Source organism: Micromonospora sp. M42 (assembly GCF_000568915.1).
In the GTDB taxonomy this organism is placed as follows: domain Bacteria; phylum Actinomycetota; class Actinomycetes; order Mycobacteriales; family Micromonosporaceae; genus Micromonospora; species Micromonospora chalcea.
Genome location: NZ_KK037233.1, coordinates 3154438 through 3176490, shown reverse-complemented (window position 1 = coordinate 3176490; position 22053 = coordinate 3154438). Strand labels below are relative to the sequence as shown.

19 protein-coding genes and 2 pseudogenes are annotated in these 22053 nt (G+C 73.6%); 6 read left to right on the top strand and 15 right to left on the bottom strand.

The window, feature by feature from the left end:
• From MCBG_RS14315 to MCBG_RS14305, 3 genes and pseudogenes are all read right to left on the bottom strand, one after another.
• Positions 1-850 (bottom strand): annotated as a pseudogene (locus tag MCBG_RS14315) (allantoate amidohydrolase); the annotation flags it as partial.
• Positions 851-861: 11 nt separating this feature from the next.
• Entirely contained in the window at positions 862-2508 is a 1647-nt protein-coding gene (gene hutU, locus MCBG_RS14310; protein WP_043326191.1) for a urocanate hydratase, read from the bottom strand.
• 12 nt (positions 2509-2520) lie between these two features.
• A pseudogene (locus tag MCBG_RS14305) lies at positions 2521-3367 on the bottom strand (MurR/RpiR family transcriptional regulator).
• A gap of 114 nt (positions 3368-3481) precedes the next feature.
• Here MCBG_RS14305 and MCBG_RS14300 point away from each other — a divergent pair.
• Positions 3482-4675 carry a hypothetical protein gene (locus MCBG_RS14300; protein WP_043326189.1) on the top strand — a complete coding sequence of 398 codons (1194 nt, stop codon included), beginning with the start codon at positions 3482-3484 and terminating at the stop codon, positions 4673-4675.
• A 13-nt stretch (positions 4676-4688) separates the two neighbouring features.
• On the opposite strand, the gene MCBG_RS14295 is transcribed toward MCBG_RS14300, so the two are convergent.
• Both MCBG_RS14295 and MCBG_RS14285 read right to left on the bottom strand, forming a co-directional pair.
• Positions 4689-6293 carry a hypothetical protein gene (locus MCBG_RS14295; RefSeq protein WP_140946297.1) on the bottom strand — a complete coding sequence of 535 codons (1605 nt, stop codon included), beginning with the start codon at positions 6291-6293 and terminating at the stop codon, positions 4689-4691.
• An 809-nt stretch (positions 6294-7102) separates the two neighbouring features.
• Positions 7103-7447, bottom strand: a complete 345-nt coding sequence (locus tag MCBG_RS14285) for a hypothetical protein (protein ID WP_157560784.1) — start codon at positions 7445-7447, stop codon at positions 7103-7105.
• A gap of 194 nt (positions 7448-7641) precedes the next feature.
• Here MCBG_RS14285 and MCBG_RS14280 point away from each other — a divergent pair, with 194 nt between their 5' ends.
• Positions 7642-8193, top strand: a complete 552-nt coding sequence (locus tag MCBG_RS14280) for a hypothetical protein (protein WP_198033301.1) — start codon at positions 7642-7644, stop codon at positions 8191-8193.
• Here MCBG_RS14280 and MCBG_RS14275 read toward each other — a convergent pair.
• The 8 genes from MCBG_RS14275 to rfbA are packed head-to-tail and all read right to left on the bottom strand — an operon-like array spanning position 8109 to position 15832.
• Entirely contained in the window at positions 8109-9401 is a 1293-nt protein-coding gene (locus MCBG_RS14275; RefSeq protein WP_084789523.1) for an acyltransferase family protein, read from the bottom strand. The genes MCBG_RS14280 and MCBG_RS14275 overlap by 85 nt on opposite strands.
• Positions 9402-9416: 15 nt before the next feature.
• Positions 9417-10247, bottom strand: a complete 831-nt coding sequence (locus tag MCBG_RS14270; protein WP_043326179.1) for a glycosyltransferase family 2 protein — start codon at positions 10245-10247, stop codon at positions 9417-9419.
• Positions 10247-11164: a glycosyltransferase family 2 protein gene (locus MCBG_RS14265; RefSeq protein ID WP_043326177.1), complete on the bottom strand. Its 918-nt coding sequence runs from the start codon at positions 11162-11164 to the stop codon at positions 10247-10249. The genes MCBG_RS14270 and MCBG_RS14265 overlap by 1 nt, the downstream gene beginning before the upstream one ends.
• A complete protein-coding gene (locus MCBG_RS14260) occupies positions 11161-12237 on the bottom strand; it encodes a glycosyltransferase family 4 protein (RefSeq protein WP_043326175.1) in 1077 nt (358 codons plus the stop codon). The genes MCBG_RS14265 and MCBG_RS14260 overlap by 4 nt, the downstream gene beginning before the upstream one ends.
• A complete protein-coding gene (locus MCBG_RS14255) occupies positions 12234-13085 on the bottom strand; it encodes a glycosyltransferase (protein ID WP_043326173.1) in 852 nt (283 codons plus the stop codon). The genes MCBG_RS14260 and MCBG_RS14255 overlap by 4 nt, the downstream gene beginning before the upstream one ends.
• Before the next feature lies 1 nt (position 13086).
• Positions 13087-14355, bottom strand: coding sequence for a hypothetical protein (locus tag MCBG_RS14250; RefSeq protein WP_223201219.1), 1269 nt, complete (start codon positions 14353-14355; stop codon positions 13087-13089).
• Positions 14352-14954 carry a dTDP-4-dehydrorhamnose 3,5-epimerase family protein gene (locus MCBG_RS14245; protein WP_043326171.1) on the bottom strand — a complete coding sequence of 201 codons (603 nt, stop codon included), beginning with the start codon at positions 14952-14954 and terminating at the stop codon, positions 14352-14354. Before MCBG_RS14245 ends, MCBG_RS14250 begins: the two co-directional genes overlap by 4 nt.
• Complete coding sequence (rfbA, locus tag MCBG_RS14240) at positions 14951-15832, bottom strand: glucose-1-phosphate thymidylyltransferase RfbA (protein ID WP_043326169.1); 882 nt, start codon at positions 15830-15832, stop codon at positions 14951-14953. Before rfbA ends, MCBG_RS14245 begins: the two co-directional genes overlap by 4 nt.
• Positions 15833-15918: 86 nt before the next feature.
• Here rfbA and rfbB point away from each other — a divergent pair, with 86 nt between their 5' ends.
• Both rfbB and rfbD read left to right on the top strand, forming a co-directional pair.
• Complete coding sequence (gene rfbB, locus MCBG_RS14235) at positions 15919-16920, top strand: dTDP-glucose 4,6-dehydratase (protein ID WP_043326167.1); 1002 nt, start codon at positions 15919-15921, stop codon at positions 16918-16920.
• The gene (rfbD, locus tag MCBG_RS14230) at positions 16917-17795 is read left to right on the top strand and encodes a dTDP-4-dehydrorhamnose reductase (protein ID WP_043326165.1); all 879 of its coding nucleotides are present in this window, start codon (positions 16917-16919) and stop codon (positions 17793-17795) included. Before rfbB ends, rfbD begins: the two co-directional genes overlap by 4 nt.
• On the opposite strand, the gene MCBG_RS14225 is transcribed toward rfbD, so the two are convergent.
• On the bottom strand, positions 17764-19206 hold the full coding sequence (locus tag MCBG_RS14225; RefSeq protein ID WP_043326163.1) for a sugar transferase: 1443 nt from the start codon (positions 19204-19206) through the stop codon (positions 17764-17766). The genes rfbD and MCBG_RS14225 overlap by 32 nt on opposite strands.
• A gap of 109 nt (positions 19207-19315) precedes the next feature.
• A complete protein-coding gene (locus MCBG_RS14220; protein ID WP_043326162.1) occupies positions 19316-20383 on the bottom strand; it encodes an LCP family protein in 1068 nt (355 codons plus the stop codon).
• A gap of 165 nt (positions 20384-20548) precedes the next feature.
• Between MCBG_RS14220 and MCBG_RS14215 the strand changes: the two genes are divergently transcribed.
• Positions 20549-20848, top strand: coding sequence for a hypothetical protein (locus tag MCBG_RS14215; RefSeq protein WP_043326160.1), 300 nt, complete (start codon positions 20549-20551; stop codon positions 20846-20848).
• Between the two features lie 71 nt (positions 20849-20919).
• Positions 20920-21918 (top strand): expansin EXLX1 family cellulose-binding protein, encoded by a 999-nt coding sequence (locus MCBG_RS34925; protein WP_043326159.1) that lies wholly within the window; start codon positions 20920-20922, stop codon positions 21916-21918.
• Positions 21919-22053 lie beyond the last annotated feature (135 nt).

Below are 22053 nucleotides of genomic sequence, written 5' to 3'. Positions count from 1 at the left end.
GTGACCCGGGACGGGATCGCGTTCGTGGCGTTCGGCTCGACCGACACCCGGCCCACTGTGGCGTGCGCGTCGCGCAGCCGGGCCTCCTTGTTCGCCGCCAGCACGGTGAACGCGTAGGTGAGCATCGGGTCGCGGCGGTCGGCCATCCCCTGTCGTACCCGCGTGGTTTGCCCTCGCCGGTGAAGTCGAACCGCCACCGGCCGTGCGGCCAGATCGCGGAGGCCACCGCGACCGGCGCGTCCTGGTCGACCAGCGCGCGGCCCTGCTCGACGTGCAGCTCCACGAAGGCCGCGAAGCGGCCGAGCAGCGCCGGGTCGGCGCCCGCCGGCCGCTCGCCGAGCGCCTGCGCGAAGGTCGTCCCGGCCTGGTCGCGCAGCCCGGCCGCGCGGTCGACGTCGATCTCGCCGGTGAGCAGCCTCGACCCCAGGCAGGGTACGCCGAACCGCGCGCCCTCCTCCTCCACGAACGCGGCCACCACCACCGGCCGGCCCGGGGTGATGCCCGCGGCCCGCAGCTCGTCCACGGCGAGGAACGCGCTGACGATGCCGAGCGGACCGTCGTACGCGCCGCCGTGCGGCACCGAGTCGAAGTGGCTGCCGGTGAGCACCGCGTCGCCGGCCTCCGGGTCGCCCCACCAGGCGAACAGGTTGCCGTTGCCGTCCTGCTGAACCGGCATCCCGCGGGCGTCGGCCTGGTTGTGGAACCACTCCCGCAGCCGCAGCTCCGGTTCGGTCAGCGCGTAGCGCAGGTAGCCGCCGCTGCCCTCGTCGCGCCCGATCGGCGCTATCTCGTCCCACAGCTCCCGGAACCGGTTAGGAAGGGACCCTTCCCATGCAGAATGCGTTAACAAGGGGCCCTTCCTTACTCGGCCATCGGGATGCGGACGCCGGTGCGCTCGGCCACCGCGCGGGCGTCGTCGTAGCCGGCGTCAACGTGCCGGATGACGCCCATCGCCGGGTCGTTCGTCAGCACCCGCTCGATCTTCTGCCCCGCGAGGGCGCTGCCGTCGGCCACGCAGACCTGCCCGGCGTGGATGGACCGGCCGATGCCGACGCCGCCGCCGTGGTGGATCGACACCCAGGACGCGCCGCTGGCGGTGTTCACGAGCGCGTTCAGCAGCGGCCAGTCGGCGATCGCGTCGGAGCCGTCGGCCATCGCCTCGGTCTCCCGGTAGGGGCTGGCCACGCTGCCGCAGTCCAGGTGGTCCCGGCCGATCACCACCGGCGCGCTCAGCTCGCCGGACGCGACCATCTCGTTGAACCGCACCCCGGCCCGGTCCCGCTCGCCGTAGCCGAGCCAGCAGATCCGCGCCGGCAGACCCTGGAACGCGACCCGCTCGCCGGCCATCCGGATCCACCGGGCGAGGGACTCGTTCTCCGGGAACAGGTCGAGGATCGCCCGGTCGGTGGCGGCGATGTCCTTCGGGTCGCCGGAGAGCGCGGCCCAGCGGAACGGGCCCTTGCCCTCGCAGAACAACGGCCTGATGTACGCGGGCACGAACCCGGGGAAGTCGAACGCCCGCTCGTATCCGCCGAGCTTGGCCTCGCCCCGGATCGAGTTGCCGTAGTCGAAGACCTCCGCGCCCGCGTCCAGGAAGCCGACCATTGCCTCCACGTGCTTCGCCATCGACGCCCGGGCCCGGTCGGTGAACTCGGCCGGCTTGGCCGCCGCGTAGTCCCGCGCGTCGCCCGGGTCCACGCCCTCCGGCAGGTACGACAGCGGGTCGTGCGCGCTGGTCTGGTCGGTCACGATGTCGATGGCTACGCCCCGGCGCAGCAGCTCGGGAAAGACGGCGGCGGCGTTGCCGACCACGCCGACGCTGAGCGCCCGCCGGTCCCGCCTGGCCGCGAGCGCCCGCTCGATGGCGTCGTCCAGCGAGTCGGCCACCTCGTCGAGGTAGCGGTCGTGCACCCGGCGGTCCAGCCGCGACCGGTCCACGTCCACGATCAGGCAGACGCCGCCGTTCATGGTGACGGCGAGCGGCTGCGCCCCGCCCATCCCGCCGCAGCCGGCGGTGAGCGTCAGCGTGCCGGCGAGCGTGCCCCCGAAGCGCTTGGCGGCGACGGCGGCGAACGTCTCGTACGTGCCCTGGAGGATGCCCTGGGTGCCGATGTAGATCCACGAACCGGCGGTCATCTGCCCGTACATGGTCAGGCCCAGCGACTCCAGGCGGCGGAACTCCGGCCAGGTGGCCCAGTCGCCGACCAGGTTGGAGTTGGCCAGCAGCACGCGCGGCGCCCACTCGTGGGTCCGCATCACACCGACCGGCCGGCCGGACTGCACCAGCATCGTCTCGTCTTCGCGCAGCTCGGTGAGCGTGCGCACGAGCGCGTGGTACGACGGCCAGTCCCGGGCCGCCTTGCCGGTGCCGCCGTAGACCACCAGGTCGTCGGGGCGCTCGGCCACCTCCGGGTCGAGATTGTTCATCAGCATCCGCAGGGCGGCCTCCTGCGGCCACCCCTTCGCGGTGCGGGTGACGCCGCGGGCGGCGCGGACGGGCTGGTGCATCTCGTACTCCTCTCAGCCGAGGAACAACTGGCGGCGGGCGGCGGACGACTCGAACGCCTCGAGCCGGTCCTGGGTCTCGGCCGGTGCGGCGTCGCAGATCGCCTGGAGCACCACCATGGCCAGGGTCATCGGTGCGGTGTGCAGGTCGAAGACGAGGTCGGCGCCGACGGCGGCGGGCAGCACCACCTGGGCGTGCTCGGTGGCCGGGCTCACCGGCGAGTCGGTGATCGCCACGACGGTCAGGCCGGCGTCCCGGGCCTCGCGCAGCGCCTCCAGGGTCTCCCGGGGGTAGCGGGGCAGCACGAACGCGAGCATCGCCTCCCCCGGCCGCCACCGCCTGGTCCAGGCGGTCCACGAGCATGCTGCCGCCGTCGTCGAACACCCGTACGTCCGGGTGCACCTTCGCCGCGAAGTAGGCGAAGTAGGCGGCCAGCGGCGCGGCGGCCCGCAGCCCGAGCACCGGCAGCGGGCGGCTGGCGGCGAGCAGGCGGCCCACCTCGGCGACCCGGTCGGCGTCGGCGAGCTGCGCGGCGAGCCGGTCGAGGTTGTCCCGTTCGGCGTGCACCGCCCGTTGCAGGGCGTTCCCGGCGCGGTCCTGGTCGGCGGCGTCGCGCGCGCCCAGCTCGCGCAGGCGGCGGCGCAGCGCGGGGTAGCCGTCGTGGCCGAGCGCCATGGCGAACCGGGTCACCGACGGCTGGCTGACGCCTGCGAGCTCGGCCACCTCGGCGGCGGACAGGTACGCCGCCGCGCCCGCGTGCCGCACCAGGCAGTGCGCGATGCGGCGCTGCGTCGGGGTGAGCCGTACGCCGTGGAAGAGGTCGAGCAGGCGGTCAGGGGAGGCCGCACCGCTTTCATTCACGAGCCGACTCTATGCATGAAAACTTTCAGAGCGCAAGCGTCGCGCGACCGCAGGGAGGTCCGATGAGCGTGCTCTCTGTACTATCCGCACGGCGGGTGAACAGAGGAGTGGGGCATGCAGCCGGAGGGGCCGTACAGGTTCACCGAGACGTTGGGCGAGTGCCAGGTCGGCCGGGCGTGGGCGGCTCTCGACGGGCAGGACCGCCCGGTCACCGTCGCCGTCCTCGAAGGCGCCGCCGCCGGTGACCAGCGCTGGCGGGAGGCGTTCGCCAACGCGGCGAACGTGCTGGCCCAGACCCCCGGCGGCCACCGGTACGTCAACGCCGACTTCGCCGCCGCCGAGCCCTGGATCGCGTACCCGTCCGAAGAGGAAGGTGCGGCCGAGCGGCTGTTCCGCAGCCTCGGCATGGACTACCAGCGCACCCCGACGGCCGAGATGCTCCCACCGCCCCCGGCCGCCGCCCCGGTCTCCCCGCCGTCCCAGTTGCCGTGGGTTCCGCAGCCCTGGGCGATGGCGGCCCAGCCGATCTCCGGCGCGCCGATGTCCCCGGCCGCCGTCTCCGCGACCTCCGGGGTCCCCGCGCAGTCCGCCGTCTCCGCGCCACCCGCCGTCGGCTCGGCGCCGGTGGCCACCGACCCGCTGGACCCGTCCGGCGGACGCCGGATCGCTCCGGTGCAGCCGGCGCCGAAGCGGCGCGACTGGATCTCGATCGTCGGCGCCCTGGTGCTCACCCTGGTCGCCGGCACCGCCGGGTTCTTCCTCGGCGCAGGGCGCGAGAAGGAGGCCGCGACGCCAACGCCGTCGGTCAGCCCGTCGTTGCCGCCCTACGAGGCCACGCAGCTCGCCATCAACAAGGCCAAGTTCGAGGGTGAGCTGGCCCCGCTGGTCGAGCCCTGGCTGACCCGGATCGGCGGCTGCACCGTCTACGACCAGCCGGGCGCCCCGAAGCTGCCGGCGGACGAGAAGGGGCACGTGTTCTGCCACTACGGCGGCGCGTGGCTGCACTTCACGCTCTACCCGGGGCAGAAGCAGAAGGACACCGCGCGGGCGTACCGCCAGCAGCTCAACCTGGCCGGCGGCTCACTGGCGCCGGGGCTGCGCGAGGCGAGCACCACGAAGGGCGGGGTGACCGGCAAGCCCGGCAGCTACGTCGAGTACGCCTTCGAGGGCGAGGACGGCCGGGCGATCTGCGGCGTCTGGTGGGACCCCGACGACATGCAGGGGGCCTTCTACATCGAGACGCCCTGCAAGGACGGTGTGGACGGCGACTGGGACGCCCTGCGCGACCTGTGGCAGCGCGGCAGCTGACCGCCGCGCCGCGTCATGCGGCGCTGATCCGCGCGACCGGCTCGACCCCGCCGGTGACCTGCTCGACGCGGTAGGCGGCGAGCGCCTGCCGCCAGGCGTCCACCTCGTCGCCGACGACGTGCGAGCGGATCAGCCAGACGCGCGCCCCGTCGCCGCGTTCGGCCGCCAGCTCGACCGCGTGCCGGAGACCGGCCTGCACGGCAGTCGTGTCGTGGCCGGGCACCACCACCACGTCGGGCCGGTCGGGCATGTCGACCCACCAGCCCACCGTGTTGCCGTGCGGCACCACCAGTCTCAGCCGCTCGTGCCGGGAGTAGAACGCGAACCCGTACCAGGCCGCGTTGTTCATGACCACGACGTCGTTCGGGAGCCGGTGCCGGGCCACGTACTCGGTCGCCGAACGTACGTCGGTGACGGCGATCGCCGTGTAGTAGAGCCCCGGCTCGTTCCCGTCGAACCGGTACCAGTGGCTGTTGCCGGCCGCGTACCCCCCGAGCACTACCGCGCAGGCGGCCGCGGCCAGGACGGCGGGCCGCACCCGGGGGAGCCGGCGGCAGGCCAGGTCGGCCGCGCGGCTCGCCGACCCGGCGACCCCGAGCCCGGCCACCGCGGCGGCGGTGACGAGCAGGAAGTGCGAGGTACGCAGTTCCAGCAGCGGATAGACCTTCGCGACGCCGACGATCGTCGCGACCACCGGCAGGAGCATCACGGCGACCGCGGCGGCGGGCCGGCCGTGCCGGCGGAGCGTCAGCGTGCCGGCCACGAGCAGGGCGACCACCACCAGCCCGGGCGCGCCGACCACCGGCATCAGCGTGTCGACCTGCCGCGCCAGGTAGCCGGGCAGCTCGGTGACGCCGGGGAAGTTGCCGGCCCAGAACTGCTGCATGGGTACGTTGCGGCCCTGCATCGAGATGCCGAAGTAGACGCCGGTGAGGACCAGCCCGGCGTTGAGCCCGGCCACCGCCACTTCGACCAGGCGTAGCCACTGCCGCCGGACCGTGGTGACCAGCAGCAGCCCGCCGAACGCGCACGGCGCCACGATCGCGGTGACGTGGCTGACCAGCATGCCCGCGGCGACGGCGGCGGTCAGCGCGTTGAGCCGCCGCCGCGACCACCGTTGCTCGACCCAGGCGACCAGGGCGAGCACGCCCACGGCCACGGCGGCGTCGGCGGTGTACTGCTTGAGGTCGTGGCGCACCTGCTGGGCGGGGAGCAGCAGGACCGCCGCCGCGCAGGCCGCGCCGGCCACCACGCCCCGGCCGGGCGTCGACCACCGCAGCGACCTGCCGAGCCCGTACGCCGCCACGACCGCGAGCCCCTGGAACGCCAGCGTGACCAGCCGCAGGTCGTCCGGGTCGGGCACCAGCCGCAGCAGGAAGCTCCAGCCGAGCGGGCTGGACGACGTGGTGACCGGCAGGTCGCCCAGCGGGAACCGGACGGACAGCGCGACCCACGCCTCGTCGAGCCAGTACGGCGCGCCGAGCATGGTCTTGACGTCGTGCAGGATCGGCAGCAGGCACAGCAGCGCGAGGACGGCGGTGCTGTCCCACAGGATCGGGCGGGGCCCCGGCGGTCGGCCCGCCGCCGCGCCGGTTCTGTCCACATCGGCTGGTTCCACCCGTGTCACCACGTAGATCCCTATCCCCGCCTGCCGACCGGCCGTCACCCTAACCCACCACTCAGGTGCGTCGACAGGCCCGGAACTGCGGGTCCGCGTCCCCGTCCCCGGGGCTGGTGCCGATCGGCCACTGCTGATCCGTACGATCGTGCGGTGCGCGTGTTGGCTGACCGGATCAGGGGCGTGGAGCGCAGGGTCCGCTACCTCGGCCTCGGCCTCGTCGTTCTGGCGGCCGGGTTCCTGCTGACGGGCAGGTGGCAGCTCGCGCTCGGGGTCGCCGTCGGCGCCCTGCTCGGCTGGGTGCTGACGGACCCGGTCCGGATCACCTGGGCGGTCTTCGTCATCGCGTTCGCCGTCCCGGTGACCATCGACGTCGGCTATCCGACGAATCCCTCGTACGCGCTGCTGCTGGTCCTGTTCCTCCTCGCCGTCTGGGGGCGGGTGCTGCGCGCCGAACGCGACGGGTGGCCGCCGAAGGCGCTCGCGGCGGCGCTCCTGCTCCCGGCGTGCGCGGTGCTCGCGGGGCTGGTCCACTGGCACGGGGTGAAGCCGATCGCGGTCGGCGTCGCGCCCCTGCTGTGCTTCGGCGTGCTGGCCTGGCACCTCGCCGAGGAGGCACGGCACGACCGGCGGACCGTCCGGCGGATCGCGGAGGCGCTCACCTGGTTCAGCGTCGCCGTGGCAGTGTTCGCCAAGTACCAGACCGCTTCCCGGAGCTGGCCGATCTTCGACCAGTTCGCGTACGACTGGACCTACACCTCGGCGTTCGACGCGACCCGGGCGGTGGGCCTGTCCGGGCACCCCATCATCTACGGCACGTTCGCCATGGCCATGGTGCTCGTCGCGCTGACGCTCCGGGGCCGGTTCTGGTACGTGCCGGTCACCGCCAACCTCGTCGGCCTGGTGCTCTCCGGCACCCGCAGCGCCTGGGTGGGCACGGTTCTCGCGCTCGGGCTCTGGCTGTTCTTCCAGTGGCGGAAGGTCAGCTGGCGCGGCTTGGGCGTCGCTGCCGCCGTCGCCGCCGTCACCTTCACGCTCGTGGCGGTCAACCCGCCGGCCCTGCGGCCCGACACCACCGCCGCCGCACCCACCCCGAGCCCGGCCGCTCCGGCGGCGAGTTCGGCGGCGCCGGCCCCCGAGTCGCCCGCTGCCACGCCGAGCCGGCCGCGCCGAGCCCGGCGCGCCGAGCCCGGCCGCGCCGAGTCCGGCCGCGCCGAGTCCGGCCGCGCCGAGCCCGGCCGCGCCGAGCCCTGCCGCTCCGGCGCCTCCGGCGGCGAGTTCCCTACCGCCGGAGCCCGGCGCGCCGGTCCCGGCGGCGCCCACCGCGAGCGCCGTGGACTCCGTCGACGTGGCGGGATCACGGATCTCCGACCCGGCCAGCGCCGACGCCCGCTTCACGCGCATGAGCGTGGTCTGGGACGGCATCACCCGCGACTGGTCCACAGTCGTCTTCGGCAACGGGCCGGAGGCAAACGTGCGGTTCCTGGAGAACGTCGGCATCGGCGACGGCCAGGCCCAGGTCTTCGACAACACCTACCTGACGTTCTGGTACAACTTCGGCCTGATCGGGCTGGCCTGCCTGCTGGCGCTGCTGGTGCTGCTGTACCGGCGCCTCCGGTCGCTGCCGGCCCGCCTCCTGCTGGTCGGGTTCGCGGCCCAGATCTTCTTCTTCGACGTGTGGCTGTGGCTGGGCGCCGTGGCCGTGCTGCTCCTGGCGGTCGCGCTGGGCGCCGCCGACAACCCGTCCCTGTCGGCGCGGGCGCTACCGGTGCCGCGTCGCCGGCAACCTGGCGCGCAAGCCGCCGCCCGCCCCCGTCAGCCAGCGGCCGGCGCGGCGGCCGGATCCGGCTCGGCGCCCGCCGCGCGCCCGGGCAGCGCAGGCACGTCGGGACCGTCCTGACCCGGCGGATCGTCCGGCGGCTCGCGCAGCGCGGGCGGCGTCCAGTCCTTTCCCCGCAGCGCCGGCTTCTCCACCAGATGCCAGGAGAGCATCGCCAGCCCGAGGCTGAGCACGGCGCTGACCAGGAAGAACCCGGCCACGCCGAGAGCCGGCAGGCCGAACTTGGCGAGCACCTGCTGCACCACGAACGAGTAGATGTAGACACCGTACGAGTAGTCGTTGTCGCGGCCGACGCGGTGCAGCACGCGCGGCAGCCGTACGGCGAGCCAGAGGACGGCGTACGCGTAGGCGAGCAGCGCCGGTGCGAAGAACGAGCCGTCGACGGCGTACACCCCCGGGCCGACGAAGTCGCCCCGCACGGCGAGCCAGCCGACCGTCCCGAGCGCGAGCACGCCGAGCAGGTCGTTCATCGGCAGCCGGTCGCGGTACAGCTCGGCGGCCCCGCCGGCCAGGAACATGAACCCGAACCAGAGCAGGTAGGTCTTCTGCAGCGCGCCGAGCATCGGCAGCGGACCGACCGCCCCGCTGGTCCAGAGCGCCGCACCGGGCTGGAGGTGGTTCCAGCAGAGGACGCCGAACACCGCGACCACGGCGAGCAGCGTGACCCAGCGGAGCTGCCGGCGCAGGACGGTCAGCGCGGCCAGGACGGCCACCGCCAGATAGCAGTAGATCTCGTAGGCGAGCGTCCACAACGACCCGTTGATCGTGTTCCCGCCCTGCCAGTGCCAGTACGGCGTGTCACCGCGCAGCAGGTCGGCGATGCCGAACTGCCGCAGCCCGCCCCACCAGTTCAGTCGCAGGTAGTCGAGCACGCCGCCCGGGCTGCGCCACAGCCCGTCGAGCGTGCCGTGCCGGTCGAGGTACAGCAGGGGCGCCACGACCAGGCCGGTGAACAGCAGGCAGACCCACAGCCCGGGCCAGATCCGCAGCGCCCGGTGCCACAGGAAGCGGGGCACCGAGTTGCGTCGCGCCGAGCCGACGACGAGGAAACCGGAGATCGTGAAGAAGCCCGCCACCGCCAGGGCGCCCAGGTCGACCCGGTGCAGCAGCGGACGCCCGAACCCGAGGGCGGCGGTGTGGGACAGCACGACGGCCAGCGCGAAGACGAGCCGCAGCGCGCCGAAACCGTTGGCCCGCCCGTGGTACGCGCTCGCCAGCGGCTGCGACACGAGCGCACGCCGGACGGCGGCCTTCAGGAGAGGAGACACGCGGACCGACCCGGCTCAGCCGGCCACCGGCGGGCGGGGCGCGGGCACCCGTGAACCGATCAGCCCGGCCGCCCGGTGGTGCCGGCGGGCAGCCGGCGGCAGGCCGACCAGGAACTCGGGGAACATGCCGAAGAAGATCCGGGCGCTGCGCAACTCCAGCGTGTGCGCCGGTGACCACCGCACCGAGTTCGTCGCCCGCGCCCAGTGGTGGGTCCACCGCACGTCACCGAGCAGGGCGACCGGGAAACCGCGCTGCCACGCCCGCAGGCCCAGCTCGTGGTCCTCGTAGTAGAGGAAGAAACGCTCGTTCCATCCGCCCAGCTCGACGAGGTCCCCGGTGCGTCCGGCGACCGCCGCCCCCATCAGCCAGGCGACGTAGCGGACCTCGCCCGGCTCGGCCACCATCCGGTACGACTCGTGCAGGCGGGACAGCGGCCACAGCTTCCGGTTGCCGAGCTTCGCGGTGGCGTACGGGAAGCCACGCCCGTTTGGTTGCGGGGTCCCGTCGGTGGAGAGCAGTTGGGGCGCCACCAGTCCGCCGTGCGCGTCCAGGTGCCGCGCGAGCGCCTCCAGCCCGTCCGGGCGGACCTCCAGGTCCGGGTTCGCGAAGAGGACGTACCTGCCGGCGGCCTCGTGCAGCGCGACGTTGTTGGCCCGGGAGAAGCCCACGTTCTCCGGCAGCCGGACGACCCGCGCGCCCAGTTCCCGGGCCACCGCCGCCGAGTCGTCGGACGACGCGTTGTCCACCACGATCCACTCGTACGGCTTCTCGCCGCGCCAGCAGCGGCGCAGCGTGTCCGCCGAGTTGTAGGTGACAGTCACGACACTCCACGGGTGTCCCGTCATCACGCTCTCCGAACTGTCAGATAGCTGAGCAGGGTCGCGAAGCCGAACCGCTTGCCGGTCCACTGCCGGCGGGCGGCCGGCCCCTGCCGCAGGCCGTGTCCCACGCCGCGCAGGAACGGCCGCAGCAGGCCCTGGCGGACCCGCCGGGCGGCGAGCGCGACGTGCGCCAGCGCGAGGACCGGCAGCGCGACGAGCAGCAGCGGCCAGGTGAGGGTGCGCGCCGCGACCAGGAGCCGGTTGCGGGCCAGGAGGAAGGCCCGGAATCCCTGGAGCCGGTCGTCGCCGTCGACGCTGTGCCCACCGGCGTGCGGCAGCATCAGATCCAGCGGGCGGGTACGAACCCCCGAGGCGTGGAGCCGCAGGGCGAGGTCGGCGTCCTCACCCCAGGCGAACAGGTGCTCGTAGAACCCGCCGAACCTGCGGTACAGCTCGGTGGGGAAGACCGCCGCGCCGCCGGACGGCCCGAGTGGCGCCCGTGCCGTCGTGGCGGACCGGTCGATGAACAGCGAGACCGGGTTCAGGTCGATGCCCACGTACTCGCCGCCGTGCATGGCCAGGCCGACCGCGACCGGGGTGCCGGGGTCCTCCGCGACGGCGGCGCAGATGCGGGCCAGCGCGCCGTCGGGCAACCAGACGTCCGGATTCAGCAGCAGCACGTGGCCGGTGGTGGTGGCCGCGACGGCCCGGTTGCAGCCGGCCGCGAACCCCGGGTTGGACGAGTCGGGAAGGTACCGGTACCGGTCCTGGTCGAGGCAACCCGCGATGATCTCCGCGCAGCCGTCCTCGGGCCAGTTGTCGGCGAAGACGAACCGCACCGGCAGCCCTTCGGCGCTGCGTACCCAGGTGGGCAGCGTCTCGGCGAGCATGCCGGCGGACCGGTAGAGCACCGTGACGACAGTCAGTTCCACGGCGGTCACCGCAGCGACCGGTACAGGCTCTGCCAGCGCGTCACGCACCGGTCGAAGGCGTACTCCTGGGCGTACCACTCGGCCACGCCCCGCCGCTCCTCGGCGGGCCCGGCCTGGGCCAGCGCCCGGCGGACGGCGCCGGCCAGCGCGGCGGGGCTGGGGTCGGCCCGGACGGCGAGCGTGCCGGTGGCGTGCCGGGTGACCTCGGCCAGCCCGCCGGCCCCGGTGTGCACCACCGGTACGCCCAGGGACAGCGCCTCCAACGCGCTGAGCCCGAACGACTCGACCCGGGACGGCACCAGGAGGCAGTCGATCCCGCGGAGGAAGTCCGCCGCGACGACCCGGCCGACGAGTTCCAGGTTCGGCCGGGCCGCGATCGGCAGCGAGCCGGCCCCGGCGACCCGGACGTCCATCTCCGGCAGGTGCGCGGCGGTCTCGGCCAGCACGTCCGCGCCCTTCTCCCGTTCCAGCCGGCCCAGGTAGCCGACCACTGGACGGCGGCCGGACGCCGGCGCGTCGGCGGGTTTCGGGGCGGGCCAGTCGGCCGGCAGCGGGTTGGGGATCAGGTGGACGTTCCGGACGCGGCCCCGCTCACGCAGCTCGGTGGCCTCGAACTCGGACACCGCCACCGTCGCGTGCGGTCGGAGGCGGCGCATCGCCAGGTCCAGCGTGATGTTGGACTGGGTGGCGGCCTTCTGCTGCCACGACCCGGCGGTGTCCCGGTACTGCCAGAGGCTGTTGTGCAGGGTGACCACGAGCGGGGTGCGGTCCAGGCTGAGCGCGGCCCGCGCGTGCATCGCGGCGGACAGCAGGTGGGCGCAGACCACGTCCGGCTTCACCTCGCGGACGAGACGGCGGATCTGACGCGCGTAGCCGAGGTCGATCCGGCTGGTCGCGCCGAGCCCGACCCACGGCACCCCGGCCTCGCGCAGCGACCGGCCCACCTCGTCGTCCGAGGTGGCGGCCACCACGTCGACGCCGGTACGGGCGTGCGCCGGCACCAGCTCGGCGAGCATCCGTTCCGCGCCGCCCAACTGCCGCCGCCCGGAGCCACCGGTCGTGCAGACGAAGAGCACCTTCACGACGCACGCAGCCCCGCGACGGCCCCGCGCGCGATCGCGCGGCGCACGGAGTCGCGGCCCACCGCCGCCCGCAGCAGGATGCCGCAGACGTACGCGGTGGCCGCCACGCGACCACGGCGGCCGCCCAGGTCCCGGCTGGCCCGGATGAACTCCCGGGTACGCCGCTCGGAGATCTCCTCCGCCGACCAGCGGCGCTTCGCCGTCGCGTCGTCCTCGTGCATGATCACGGCGTCCGCCACGTACGCCAGCCGTTTGCCCTGCCGGCGTACCGCCCAGCACAGCCGCATGTCCTCGGAGTAGAAGAACGACGTCTCGTCGACTCCGCCGATGGCGTCGAAGGTGCTGCGCCGCAGCGCGACGAACGGCCCGGTCAGCCAGTCCGCCTGCTCCGGGGGCGCGACGATCCGCAGGCGCGGCACCACGAGGCTCAGCCCGGTGGCGTGGCCCAGCCCGACCCCCATGGTCAGGAACCGGCCGCCCTCGGTCTGCGGCACGCCCTCCGGCGTCACCACAGCGGGGAAGGCGGCGCCCACCTCCGGGTCCTCCAGAGCTGTCAGCAGCCGGGCCACCGCGTCACCGTGCACGACGATGTCGTTGTTGGAGAGGATGACGTTCGCCCTGCTGGTGTGCCGTACGCCGAGGTTCATGCCGCGGGCGTACCCCAGGTTCGAGCCGGACTGGACGTAGGTGACGCCCTGCTGGGCGCAGAACCCGCTCAGCGCCTGGCGGATCTCCGCCGAGCTGCCGTTGTCCACCACGACGATCTCGGCCTCGGCGGGCAGGGACAGCACGCAGTCGCGGGTGCGGTGGAAGTCCTCCCAGGCGAGAACCACGATCGAGACGTCCAACTCACACCATCCCAGGATTCGGCGGCTGCGCCCGGCGCAGGCTCGCTCTCGACGCGAACGCGTGTACGGCGTAGGCGAGCGAGGAGGCGACCGCCGCCCCGACCACACCGGCCCACGGGATGACGCCGAGGTATGCCGGAACCGCGACCGCCGACGTGACCACGGCGACCACAGTGGTCGCCCTCTCACCCCGCCGCTTCAGCAGCAGGGCGCTCCAGCTCTTTCCGGCCGCCGTGGCCAGCGAGCCCGGCAGGAGCAGCAGCCCGAGGAGCCAGGCGTGCCGGTACTCCGGCGCCAGGAAGCCCAGCACGCCGAGCCCGACGATCGCGGCCAGGGCGATCGGCAGGGCCGCCGTCACCACCGCCCGCGTCGGGTCCGGGCCGTTCCCACCGTCCCGGTCGGCGAGGATGCGCTGTGCCCGCACCACGGCTCCGGCCTGCGCGAACTCCAGGGCGGCGACCGCCAGCGCGTAGACGCCGAGCGGACCGGCCCCGGCGAACCGGGCCACCAGGACCTGGTTGAACCGCAGCGTCATCATCTGCGCGAAGATGCCCAGGTGCAGGCTCCCGGCCGCGAGCAGGTCGGCCCGGAGGTCCGCGCCGGTCGAGGTGGGCGCCGGGGCCGCGCCGGCCCGCCGCAGCCGGACCAGGACCAGGCCGCACACGGCGAAGGCGCTGAGCCACTGCACCGCGAGCCACACCATGCTCCACACGCCGCCGTCGAGCCGGCCGGCGGCGTAGAGGGCGGCGTACCCGGCGACCAGGACCGCGCCGCTCGCCGCGCGCATCGCGTAGACCAGCCGGAAGCTGCGCTGCCGCAGGGCGAGCGACGAGACCGTGTTGAACACGGTCAGACCCACCGCGGACCCGACGCCGACCAGATAGGCGCCGACGCCCGCCGCCGCGGTGAGCAGCGCGGCGGCGACACCGGAGAGGAGTACGGCGACGCCGAGGATCGCGATCACGTACGTCCGTCCCCGGGACTGCACCCAGCCGGCCGGACGCGAGATGAGGAAGGTGTCGAGCGACAGCCCGCCGACGGCCGCGCCGAGCGTCGCGCTCACCATGTTTGCCGACAGTTCGCCGCGCTCCGCCGCGGGCAGCGCCACCGACATGACCGCCGCCAGGCCGGTCAGTCCCAGCGCGCCGAGATAGAGGCGCTCGGGCGCGACGAGCCGCCGCAGCAGACCGGCCGCCCGGCGCCCGGGCGGAGGCGTCGTGCCGGGGTCCGACGAGGACTGCGCGGCGTCGACCAGCGAACCGCCTGTCACTCGTCGCCCCCGAACGGTGCGGCACAGGTGCGGGTACGGCGGTAGTCGGGCAGGAGCCCGGCCGTACGCGCGTGGGCCAGGCTCGGCGCGGCGGCGTCGCGGGCCGACAGCACCGGTGCCTCGGCCGGCCAGTCGATCGCCAGGTCCGGGTCGAGAGGGTGCACCGTGTGCTCGGCGCCCGGGTTGTAGGTGGTGGAGCAGAGATAGCTGAGCGTGGCGTCGTCGGTCAGCGCGCAGAAACCGTGCCCCAGGCCCTCGCTGAGATAGACGGCTCGCCGGTCGACGTCGTCCAGCCGCACCGCCTCCCACCGGCCGAACGTCGGCGAGCCCACCCGGATGTCCACCACCAGGTCGACCACGGCCCCGCGTACGCAGGTCACGTACTTGGCCTGGCCGGGCGGGACGTCGGCGAAGTGGATGCCGCGGACCACGCCCCGCGCGGAGACGGACAGGTTGCCCTGGGCCAGCCGCAGCGGACGCCCGACCACCTCGGCGAGCCGGTCGAACCGGTACCACTCCATGAACAACCCGCGGGAGTCGCCGTGCTGCCGGGGCGTGATCTCCCACGCCCCCTCGATACTCAGCGGCCGGATCTTCATCCTTCGGTCCCGCTCCGCTCGGCCAGCAGGCCCAGCAGGTATTCGCCGTAGCCGCTGCGGGTCAGCGGATGGGCGAGCACGCGCAGCCGCTCGTCGTCGATCAGCCCGGACCGCCAGACCACCTCCTCGACGCAGCCGATCTTCATGCCCTGGCGCTCCTCGATCACCCGGACGAACTCCGCGGCCTGCATCATCGAGGTGAACGTGCCGGTGTCCAGCCACGCCGTGCCCCGGTCGAGGACCGTCACGGTCAGCTCGCCCCACGCCCGGTACGTCTCGTTGACCGCCGTGATCTCCAGCTCGCCGCGCGCGCTCGGCGTCAGCTTGCGGGCGATGTCGACCGCCCGGTTGTCGTAGAAGTAGAGGCCGGGCACCGCGTACCGGGACCGGGGACGGGCCGGCTTCTCCTCGATCGAGAGCACCCGGCCGTCGGCGTCGAACTCGACCACGCCGTACGCCTGCGGGTTCGCCACCGGGTACGCGAAGACCCGGCCGCCCGCCGGTTCGCCGTGCTGGGCGAGCTGCCGGCCGAGCCCGACGCCGTGGAAGATGTTGTCGCCGAGGATCAGCGCCACCGACTCGTCGCCGATGAAGTCCGCGCCGAGCACCAGCGCCTGCGCGATGCCCTCCGGACGGGGCTGTTCGGCGTACGCCAGCCGCAGCCCCCACTGGCTGCCGTCGCCGAGCAGCCGCTCGAACTGGGCGCGGTCCTCCGGAGTGGTCACCACCAGGATCTCCCGCACGCCGGCCATCACCAGAGTGGAGAGCGGGTAGTAGACCATCGGCTTGTCGAACACCGGCATCAGCTGCTTGGAGACGGCCCGGGTGATCGGCCACAACCGGGACCCGGTGCCGCCGGCGAGAAGGATTCCACGCACTCGCGGAGACTACCCGTGACGCCGTCACCACCGTGGCCCGTCGACGTCCCGCCTGCGCTGCGGGTACGGCGTAGACTCCTCCACCCGTGAGGATCCTCGTCACCGGCGGCGCCGGCTTCATCGGGTCGGAGTACGTGCGGATGCTGCTGGGCGTGCCCGGCGGCGACGCGGCCGGGGTGCCCGCGACGGCGCCCACGGCGCTCACCGTGCTGGACAAGCTCACCTACTCCGGCAACCTGGCGAACCTGGCCCCGGTACGCGACGACCCGCGCCTGCGCTTCGTGCAGGGCGACATCTGCGACGCGGCGCTCGTCGACGAGGTGGTGCCCGGCCACGACGTGATCGTCCACTTCGCCGCTGAGTCGCACGTGGACCGCTCGATCACCGGCGCGGCGCCGTTCGTCACCACGAACGTGCTCGGCACCCAGACGCTGCTGGACGCCGCGCTGCGTCACGGCGCCGGCCGGTTCGTGCACGTCTCCACCGACGAGGTGTACGGCTCGATCGACTCCGGCTCCTGGACGGAGGACTGGCCGCTGTCACCGAACTCGCCGTACTCCGCCTCGAAGGCCGGGTCCGACCTGCTGGCGCTGGCCTACCACCGCACCCACGGCCTGGACGTGGTGGTGACGCGCTGCTCCAACAACTACGGGCCGTACCAGTACCCGGAGAAGGTCGTCCCGCTGTTCGTGACGAACCTGCTCGACGGCGGCACCGTGCCGCTCTACGGCGACGGCGGCAACGTGCGGGACTGGCTGCACGTGCACGACCACTGCCGGGGCGTGGCGATGGTTCAGGAGAAGGGGCGGGCCGGCGAGGTCTACCACATCGGCGGCGGCACCGAGCTGACCAACCGGCAGCTCACCGAGCGGCTCCTGGCCGCCTGCGACGCCGGCTGGGACCGGGTCGTCCCGGTCACCGACCGCAAGGGCCACGACCGCCGCTACTCGCTGGACATCAGCAAGATCAGCGACGAGCTGGGGTACGCCCCGACCATCGATCTCGACCGGGGGCTGGCCGAGACCGTGCGCTGGTACCGGGACAACCGGGCCTGGTGGGAACCGCTGAAGACGGCCGGCCACCGGTGACCCGGGTGCTCGTCACCGGCGCGGGCGGCATGCTGGGGCGGGACCTGCTCGCCGTGCTGCGGACCCGGCCGGACCTGTCGGTCACCGCCGCCACCCGCGCCGGCCTCGACGTCACCGACGCCCACGCCGTCCGGGACGCGGTGAGCGGGCACGACGTGGTGCTCAACGCCGCAGCGTGGACCGACGTGGACGGCGCGGAGATCCGCGAGGCGGACGCCACGGCTGTCAACGGCGACGCGGTCGCCCACCTGGCCCACGCCTGCGCCGGGTCCGGCGCGCGCCTGGTGCACGTCTCCACCGACTACGTGTTCGCCGGGGACGCGGTCGAGCCGTACCCGGAGGACGCCCCGACCGGCCCGGTCAACGCGTACGGGCGCGGCAAGCTCGCGGGCGAGCTTGCGGTGGCCCGGCTGCTGCCCGAGACCGGGTACGTGGTGCGTACCGCCTGGCTCTACGCCACCCACGGCCGCAACTTCGTCACCACGATGCTGCGGCTGGCCGCCGAACGCGACCGGCTCGACGTGGTGGACGACCAGCGCGGGCAGCCCACCTGGTCGTACCGTCTCGCGGAGCGGCTCGTGGCGCTCGCCGACGCGGCGCTGGCCGGCGACGCGGCGCCCGGGACGTACCACGGCACCGCCGCCGGCGAGACCACCTGGTACGGCCTGGCCCGCGCCGTGTTCGCCCTGCGCGGCCTGGACCCGGACCGGATCCGGCCCACCACCAGCGACAGTTTCCCGCGCCCGGCGCGGCGTCCCCGCTACAGCGTGCTCGCGCACGGCCGGTGGGCCGCGGCGAAGCTGCCGCCGCCGGGGGACTGGTACGCCGACCTGGCCGAGGCGCTCAGCCTCCACCGCCCCGGAACACCTCGCTGACGGTACGCAGCACGATCTTGATGTCGAGCCAGAGCGACCAGTTCTCGACGTAGTAGTTGTCGAACCGCGCCCGGTCCGAGATCGGCGTGTCCCCGCGCAGGCCGCTGACCTGCGCCAGCCCGGTGAGCCCGACCGGTACGCGGTGCCGCATCGCGTAGGTCGGGTACTCCACCGAGAACTTCTCCACGAAGTACGGCCGCTCCGGGCGGGGCCCCACCACGCTCATCTCACCGCGCAGGATGTTCCACAGTTGCGGCAGCTCGTCCAGCGAGGTGCGCCGCATGAACCGCCCGATCGGCCCGACCCGCTGATCGTGGGCGATGGACCAGGTCGTCTGCGACTCGTGCTCGTCCTCCGGGCGCATCGACCGGAACTTGATGACGTGGAACGGCTTGCCGAACCGGCCGATGCGCTCCTGCCGGAAGAACACGCCCCGGCCGCCGTCGAGGAACGTGGCGAGGGCGCAGAGCAGCAGCAGCGGGCTCAGCACCACCAGCGCGGTCACCGCGAAGACCACGTCCGAGGCCCGCTTGAGCCGCCACCGGGGGCCGGTGAGCGTGGTGTCGCCGATCTTGACGATCGGAATGGCGCCGATGTGGTCGGGGTAGCCGCCCTGCGACCGCGAGCCCCACAGCCGGGGCACCGCCCACAGGTCACACCGCGAGCTGGCCGGACGCAGCAGCGACTCCATCAGCTCCGACTCGGAGCAGTCCGGGTCGGCGATGACCAGGACCTCGCACTCCAGCATGTCGGTGAGCTTCTCCAGGTCGTCGATCGTGCCGATCAGCGGCAACGCCCCCATGCGGGGCCTCGACGGGGCGTCCACCGCGCCGACGAACCGCAGCCCGTACTGCGGGTGGCGGCGCAGCAGCCGGGCCAGCTCCCCGCCGATCGGACCGCCGCCGATGACGATGGTGTTGCGCTCCACCCACCGGCGCTTACGGGCCAGCAGGACGAGCCGGCTGTTCAGCGCGCGCCCGACGATCACCAGGCCGGCGGAGAACGCGACGCCCTGGACGAAGCCGCTCACGTGCGGCACCGAGTCGTGCCGCAGCGCCGCGATGATCGCCACCACCGCGCCGGAGGCCAGCAGCCGCCCGCCGAGGCTCGGCAGCTCGTCCAGGATGCTGATGTGCCGGCGCGGCCGGTACAGTCCGCCCGCCGCGAAGAAGCCCACCGTCAGGGCCGCGTTGGCCAGCGTGCCGCGCCAGTAGTTCTGGGTCAGCAGCAGCGGCGCGAGCAGCGCCGCCACGTCGATGGGCGCGGTCACCATCCACGCGCGCACCCATCGGGTACGCGTCGACGCCCGCGACCCGGCGTAGGGCAGGACCGTTGTCGTGTCCAGGCCGCTGTTCATCGGCGGATCGTTCGACGGCGCGGCCGGATGCTCGAACGCCGGAAGGCGTGGCATTGTCGATCCTCCCCCGTGACGCCGCCGGCCCGGATGCGGAGACCGACGACGATCGCAGGATACGAGCGGCCCCGCCGCGCCGCCACCACCGGCATGGCAGATCGACGTCCTACTTTCCGCTGACGGCGAGAATCTCCGGGACCGAGTCGCGGCGGACCGCGTCGAACAGCGTCTTCGCGCGCGCCGGATCCGGGAACACGACGCTCTCGCTGCCGACCCGGCCGGTCCCCTTCACCGGGCAGGTGAAGAACGTCAGATTGCCGCTGCGCAGGCCACGCATCTCCATCGCGAGGTCCACCAGAGACAGTGATTTGTCGACGGCCACCGAGTTCGACGTGGCGCGGACGAACGAGTTGAGCTTCGCCGGGTTGGTCATCACCCCGCCCGAGGCGGCCTTGTCCAGAATGGCCTTGATCACCTGCTGCTGGTGCCGGATGCGGGCGAAGTCGCCGTCGGGGAAGGCGTGCCGTTCCCGCGCGTAGTCGAGCGCGGCGGCGCCGTCCATGGTCTGGCGGCCCTTCTTGAACGTCCGCGTGCCGATCAGCGAGTAGTTCGTGGTGAACCCCTTCTCCACGTCGATCTCGACACCGCCCAGCGCGTCGATGATCTCCTTGAAGCCGGCGAAGTCCACCATCGCCACGTTGTCCACCCGTACGCCGCTGAACTTCTCCACCGTCTGCACCATCAGCGGCACACCGCCCCAGGCGTACGCGGCATTGATCTTCGCGTCGCGACCGCCGCGACCCTCCTTCGACTTCGGGACGGCCGTCCAGGTGTCCCGCGGGATCGAGATGAGCTGGGCGCTCGACCGGTCCTTCGGCAGGTGGGCCAGGATGATCGTGTCGCTGCGCGAACCGCCGGTGCTCTCCGGGTCGCGGGAGTCGCTGCCCAGGATCATGATGTTCATGGCGCCCTTGACCTCGACCTGCGGGCGCGACTCCTCCGGTACGCCCTCGAAGGCGTCGACCCGTTCGATCGACTTGTCGACGGAGCGGTAGTACAGGCCGCCGGCCAGCGCGCCCCCGCCGGCGAGCAGCACCATCACGAGCAGCACGATCAGGGCGATCCGGCGGCCCCGGCGACGGCGCGGCGCCTTCTCCCGCACCGGCTCGCCCGCCTCCACATCGGAGACCCCGGAGCGGGCGTCGGAATCGGCGAGCTGATGGCGATCTGACATGCTGCGATGCTACTGATTCGCGCTGCGCCGCGGGGGGACCCTCGGACGGCAGGCGGTGGGCCTCGGCACCGGTCGGCGAGCCGCACGACCGGCGTGCCGGGCCTTGCCGTGAGGAGCGTCACGGATCGATGATGGTGGGGCAGCCAGGTCGACCGAGGAGTCGAGATGCAGGTTATCCACCAGCCCCGGGTGGCGTGGGACGCGGCCCGCGTCATCGGCGCGTCGATCCACGACGAGGAACTGTTCCGCTGGCTCTACCGTGTACTCGGCGATCTGCTCGGCCCCGCCACATGGGCGGCCCTCGACGAGACCCGCGACCGGGTCCGTTGGTCCGGCGACGAACGGATCCCGGTCGAGACCGGAGTGTGGCGCGTCCGCCTGGAGGACTCGCTGCGCGGACGCCCCGACCTCGCCGACGAGCTGGCCGGCATCGTCGCCACCGCCCGCGCGGTCCGGCCGTACTAGCCGCCGCGCCGGTTTAGCTTTCGCTTAGCTCGCTTGTCCGGCGGCACGCCGGTCCGGCAGCATCGACCGGCGTGACCGACGGCACCGTACCCCACCCGCCGACCGACGACCACGCGCCCGCCAGCCGTGCGGCCACGCGCCGTCGCCGGCTCGCCGCCGCCGGTCTGGTCACCGTCGCGGCGGCGGTCGCTGTCGCCCTCGCGGTACGCGGCGGCGCCGCCCCCGCCTGCGCGGCCCCGCCTCCACCCGCCGGCGTCCCGGTCCTGGCGGCGGGTCCACTCGGCACCGCTCCGCCCGTCGGTGGGACGACCCGCAGCGGCAAGGCCACCTTCTACGACTCCGCGGGCGCCGGCGGCAACTGCTCCCGTCCCGCCGCCCCGGCCAACCGGATGTACGTCGCGCTCGGCCCGGGCGAGTACGCGGCCGGCGCCTCCTGCGGCGGGTTCCTCGACGTCACCGGTCCGCGCGGCACGGTCCGGGTGCTCGTCATGGACCAGTGCCCGGAGTGCGCCCCCGGCCACCTCGACCTGTCCGCGGAAGCGTTCGCCCGGATCGCCGACCCGGTGCAGGGCGTGGTGAAGGTCAGCTACCGGGCCGTGGTGAACCCGCCGCTGCCCGGGCCGCTCACCTTCCGCATGAAGGAGGGCTCGTCGCAGTGGTGGTTCGCCGTCCTGGTCGGTGACCACGGCAACCCGCTGCGCTCGGTCGAGGTCCGGCAGAACGGATCGTGGCGGGCGGCCCAGCGGCAGGACTACAACTACTGGCTGATCGATTCCGGCGCCGGCCCCGGCCCGTACACGATCCGGGTCACCGACGTGTACGGCAACCGCGCGACCGCCACCGGCGTCCGGATGCTCCCGGGCCAGGTGCAGCGCAGCGCGGTCCGGATGTACGGCGCGAAGCCCGCCGCCACCACGCCCACCCCGAAGAAGCCCCGCCCCACCTCCCCGCCCCCGTCCACCCCGACCCCGACCGCATCCACCCCCACCCCCGCGGCCCCCACGTCAGCCCTCGCGGACCCCGTCGTGCAGGCAGCCGCCACCCCACCCACCCCCACAAGCTGCGCCTAGCCCACGCCCGCCCCTCGCCCCCGCCCTCGCTGATCTTGCACTTGGGGAGCCGTGCGTGTCGTGAATGCCCGATCTGCCGGGGCCATGAGTGCAAGATCAGCGAGGCGGGGCGGGGGGAGGCGGGGCGGGGCGAGG

Excerpts from the sequence above, each read along its gene's own strand:
- hutU (WP_043326191.1), bottom strand. The coding sequence starts at position 2,508 with ATGCACCAGCCCGTCCGCGCCGCCCGCGGCGTCACCCGCACCGCGAAG.
- MCBG_RS14300 (WP_043326189.1), top strand. The coding sequence starts at position 3,482 with ATGCAGCCGGAGGGGCCGTACAGGTTCACCGAGACGTTGGGCGAGTGC.
- MCBG_RS14270 (WP_043326179.1), bottom strand. The coding sequence starts at position 10,247 with ATGACGGGACACCCGTGGAGTGTCGTGACTGTCACCTACAACTCGGCG.
- MCBG_RS14245 (WP_043326171.1), bottom strand. The coding sequence starts at position 14,954 with ATGAAGATCCGGCCGCTGAGTATCGAGGGGGCGTGGGAGATCACGCCC.
- MCBG_RS14225 (WP_043326163.1), bottom strand. The coding sequence starts at position 19,206 with ATGCCACGCCTTCCGGCGTTCGAGCATCCGGCCGCGCCGTCGAACGAT.
- MCBG_RS14220 (WP_043326162.1), bottom strand. The coding sequence starts at position 20,383 with ATGTCAGATCGCCATCAGCTCGCCGATTCCGACGCCCGCTCCGGGGTC.
- MCBG_RS14215 (WP_043326160.1), top strand. The coding sequence starts at position 20,549 with ATGCAGGTTATCCACCAGCCCCGGGTGGCGTGGGACGCGGCCCGCGTC.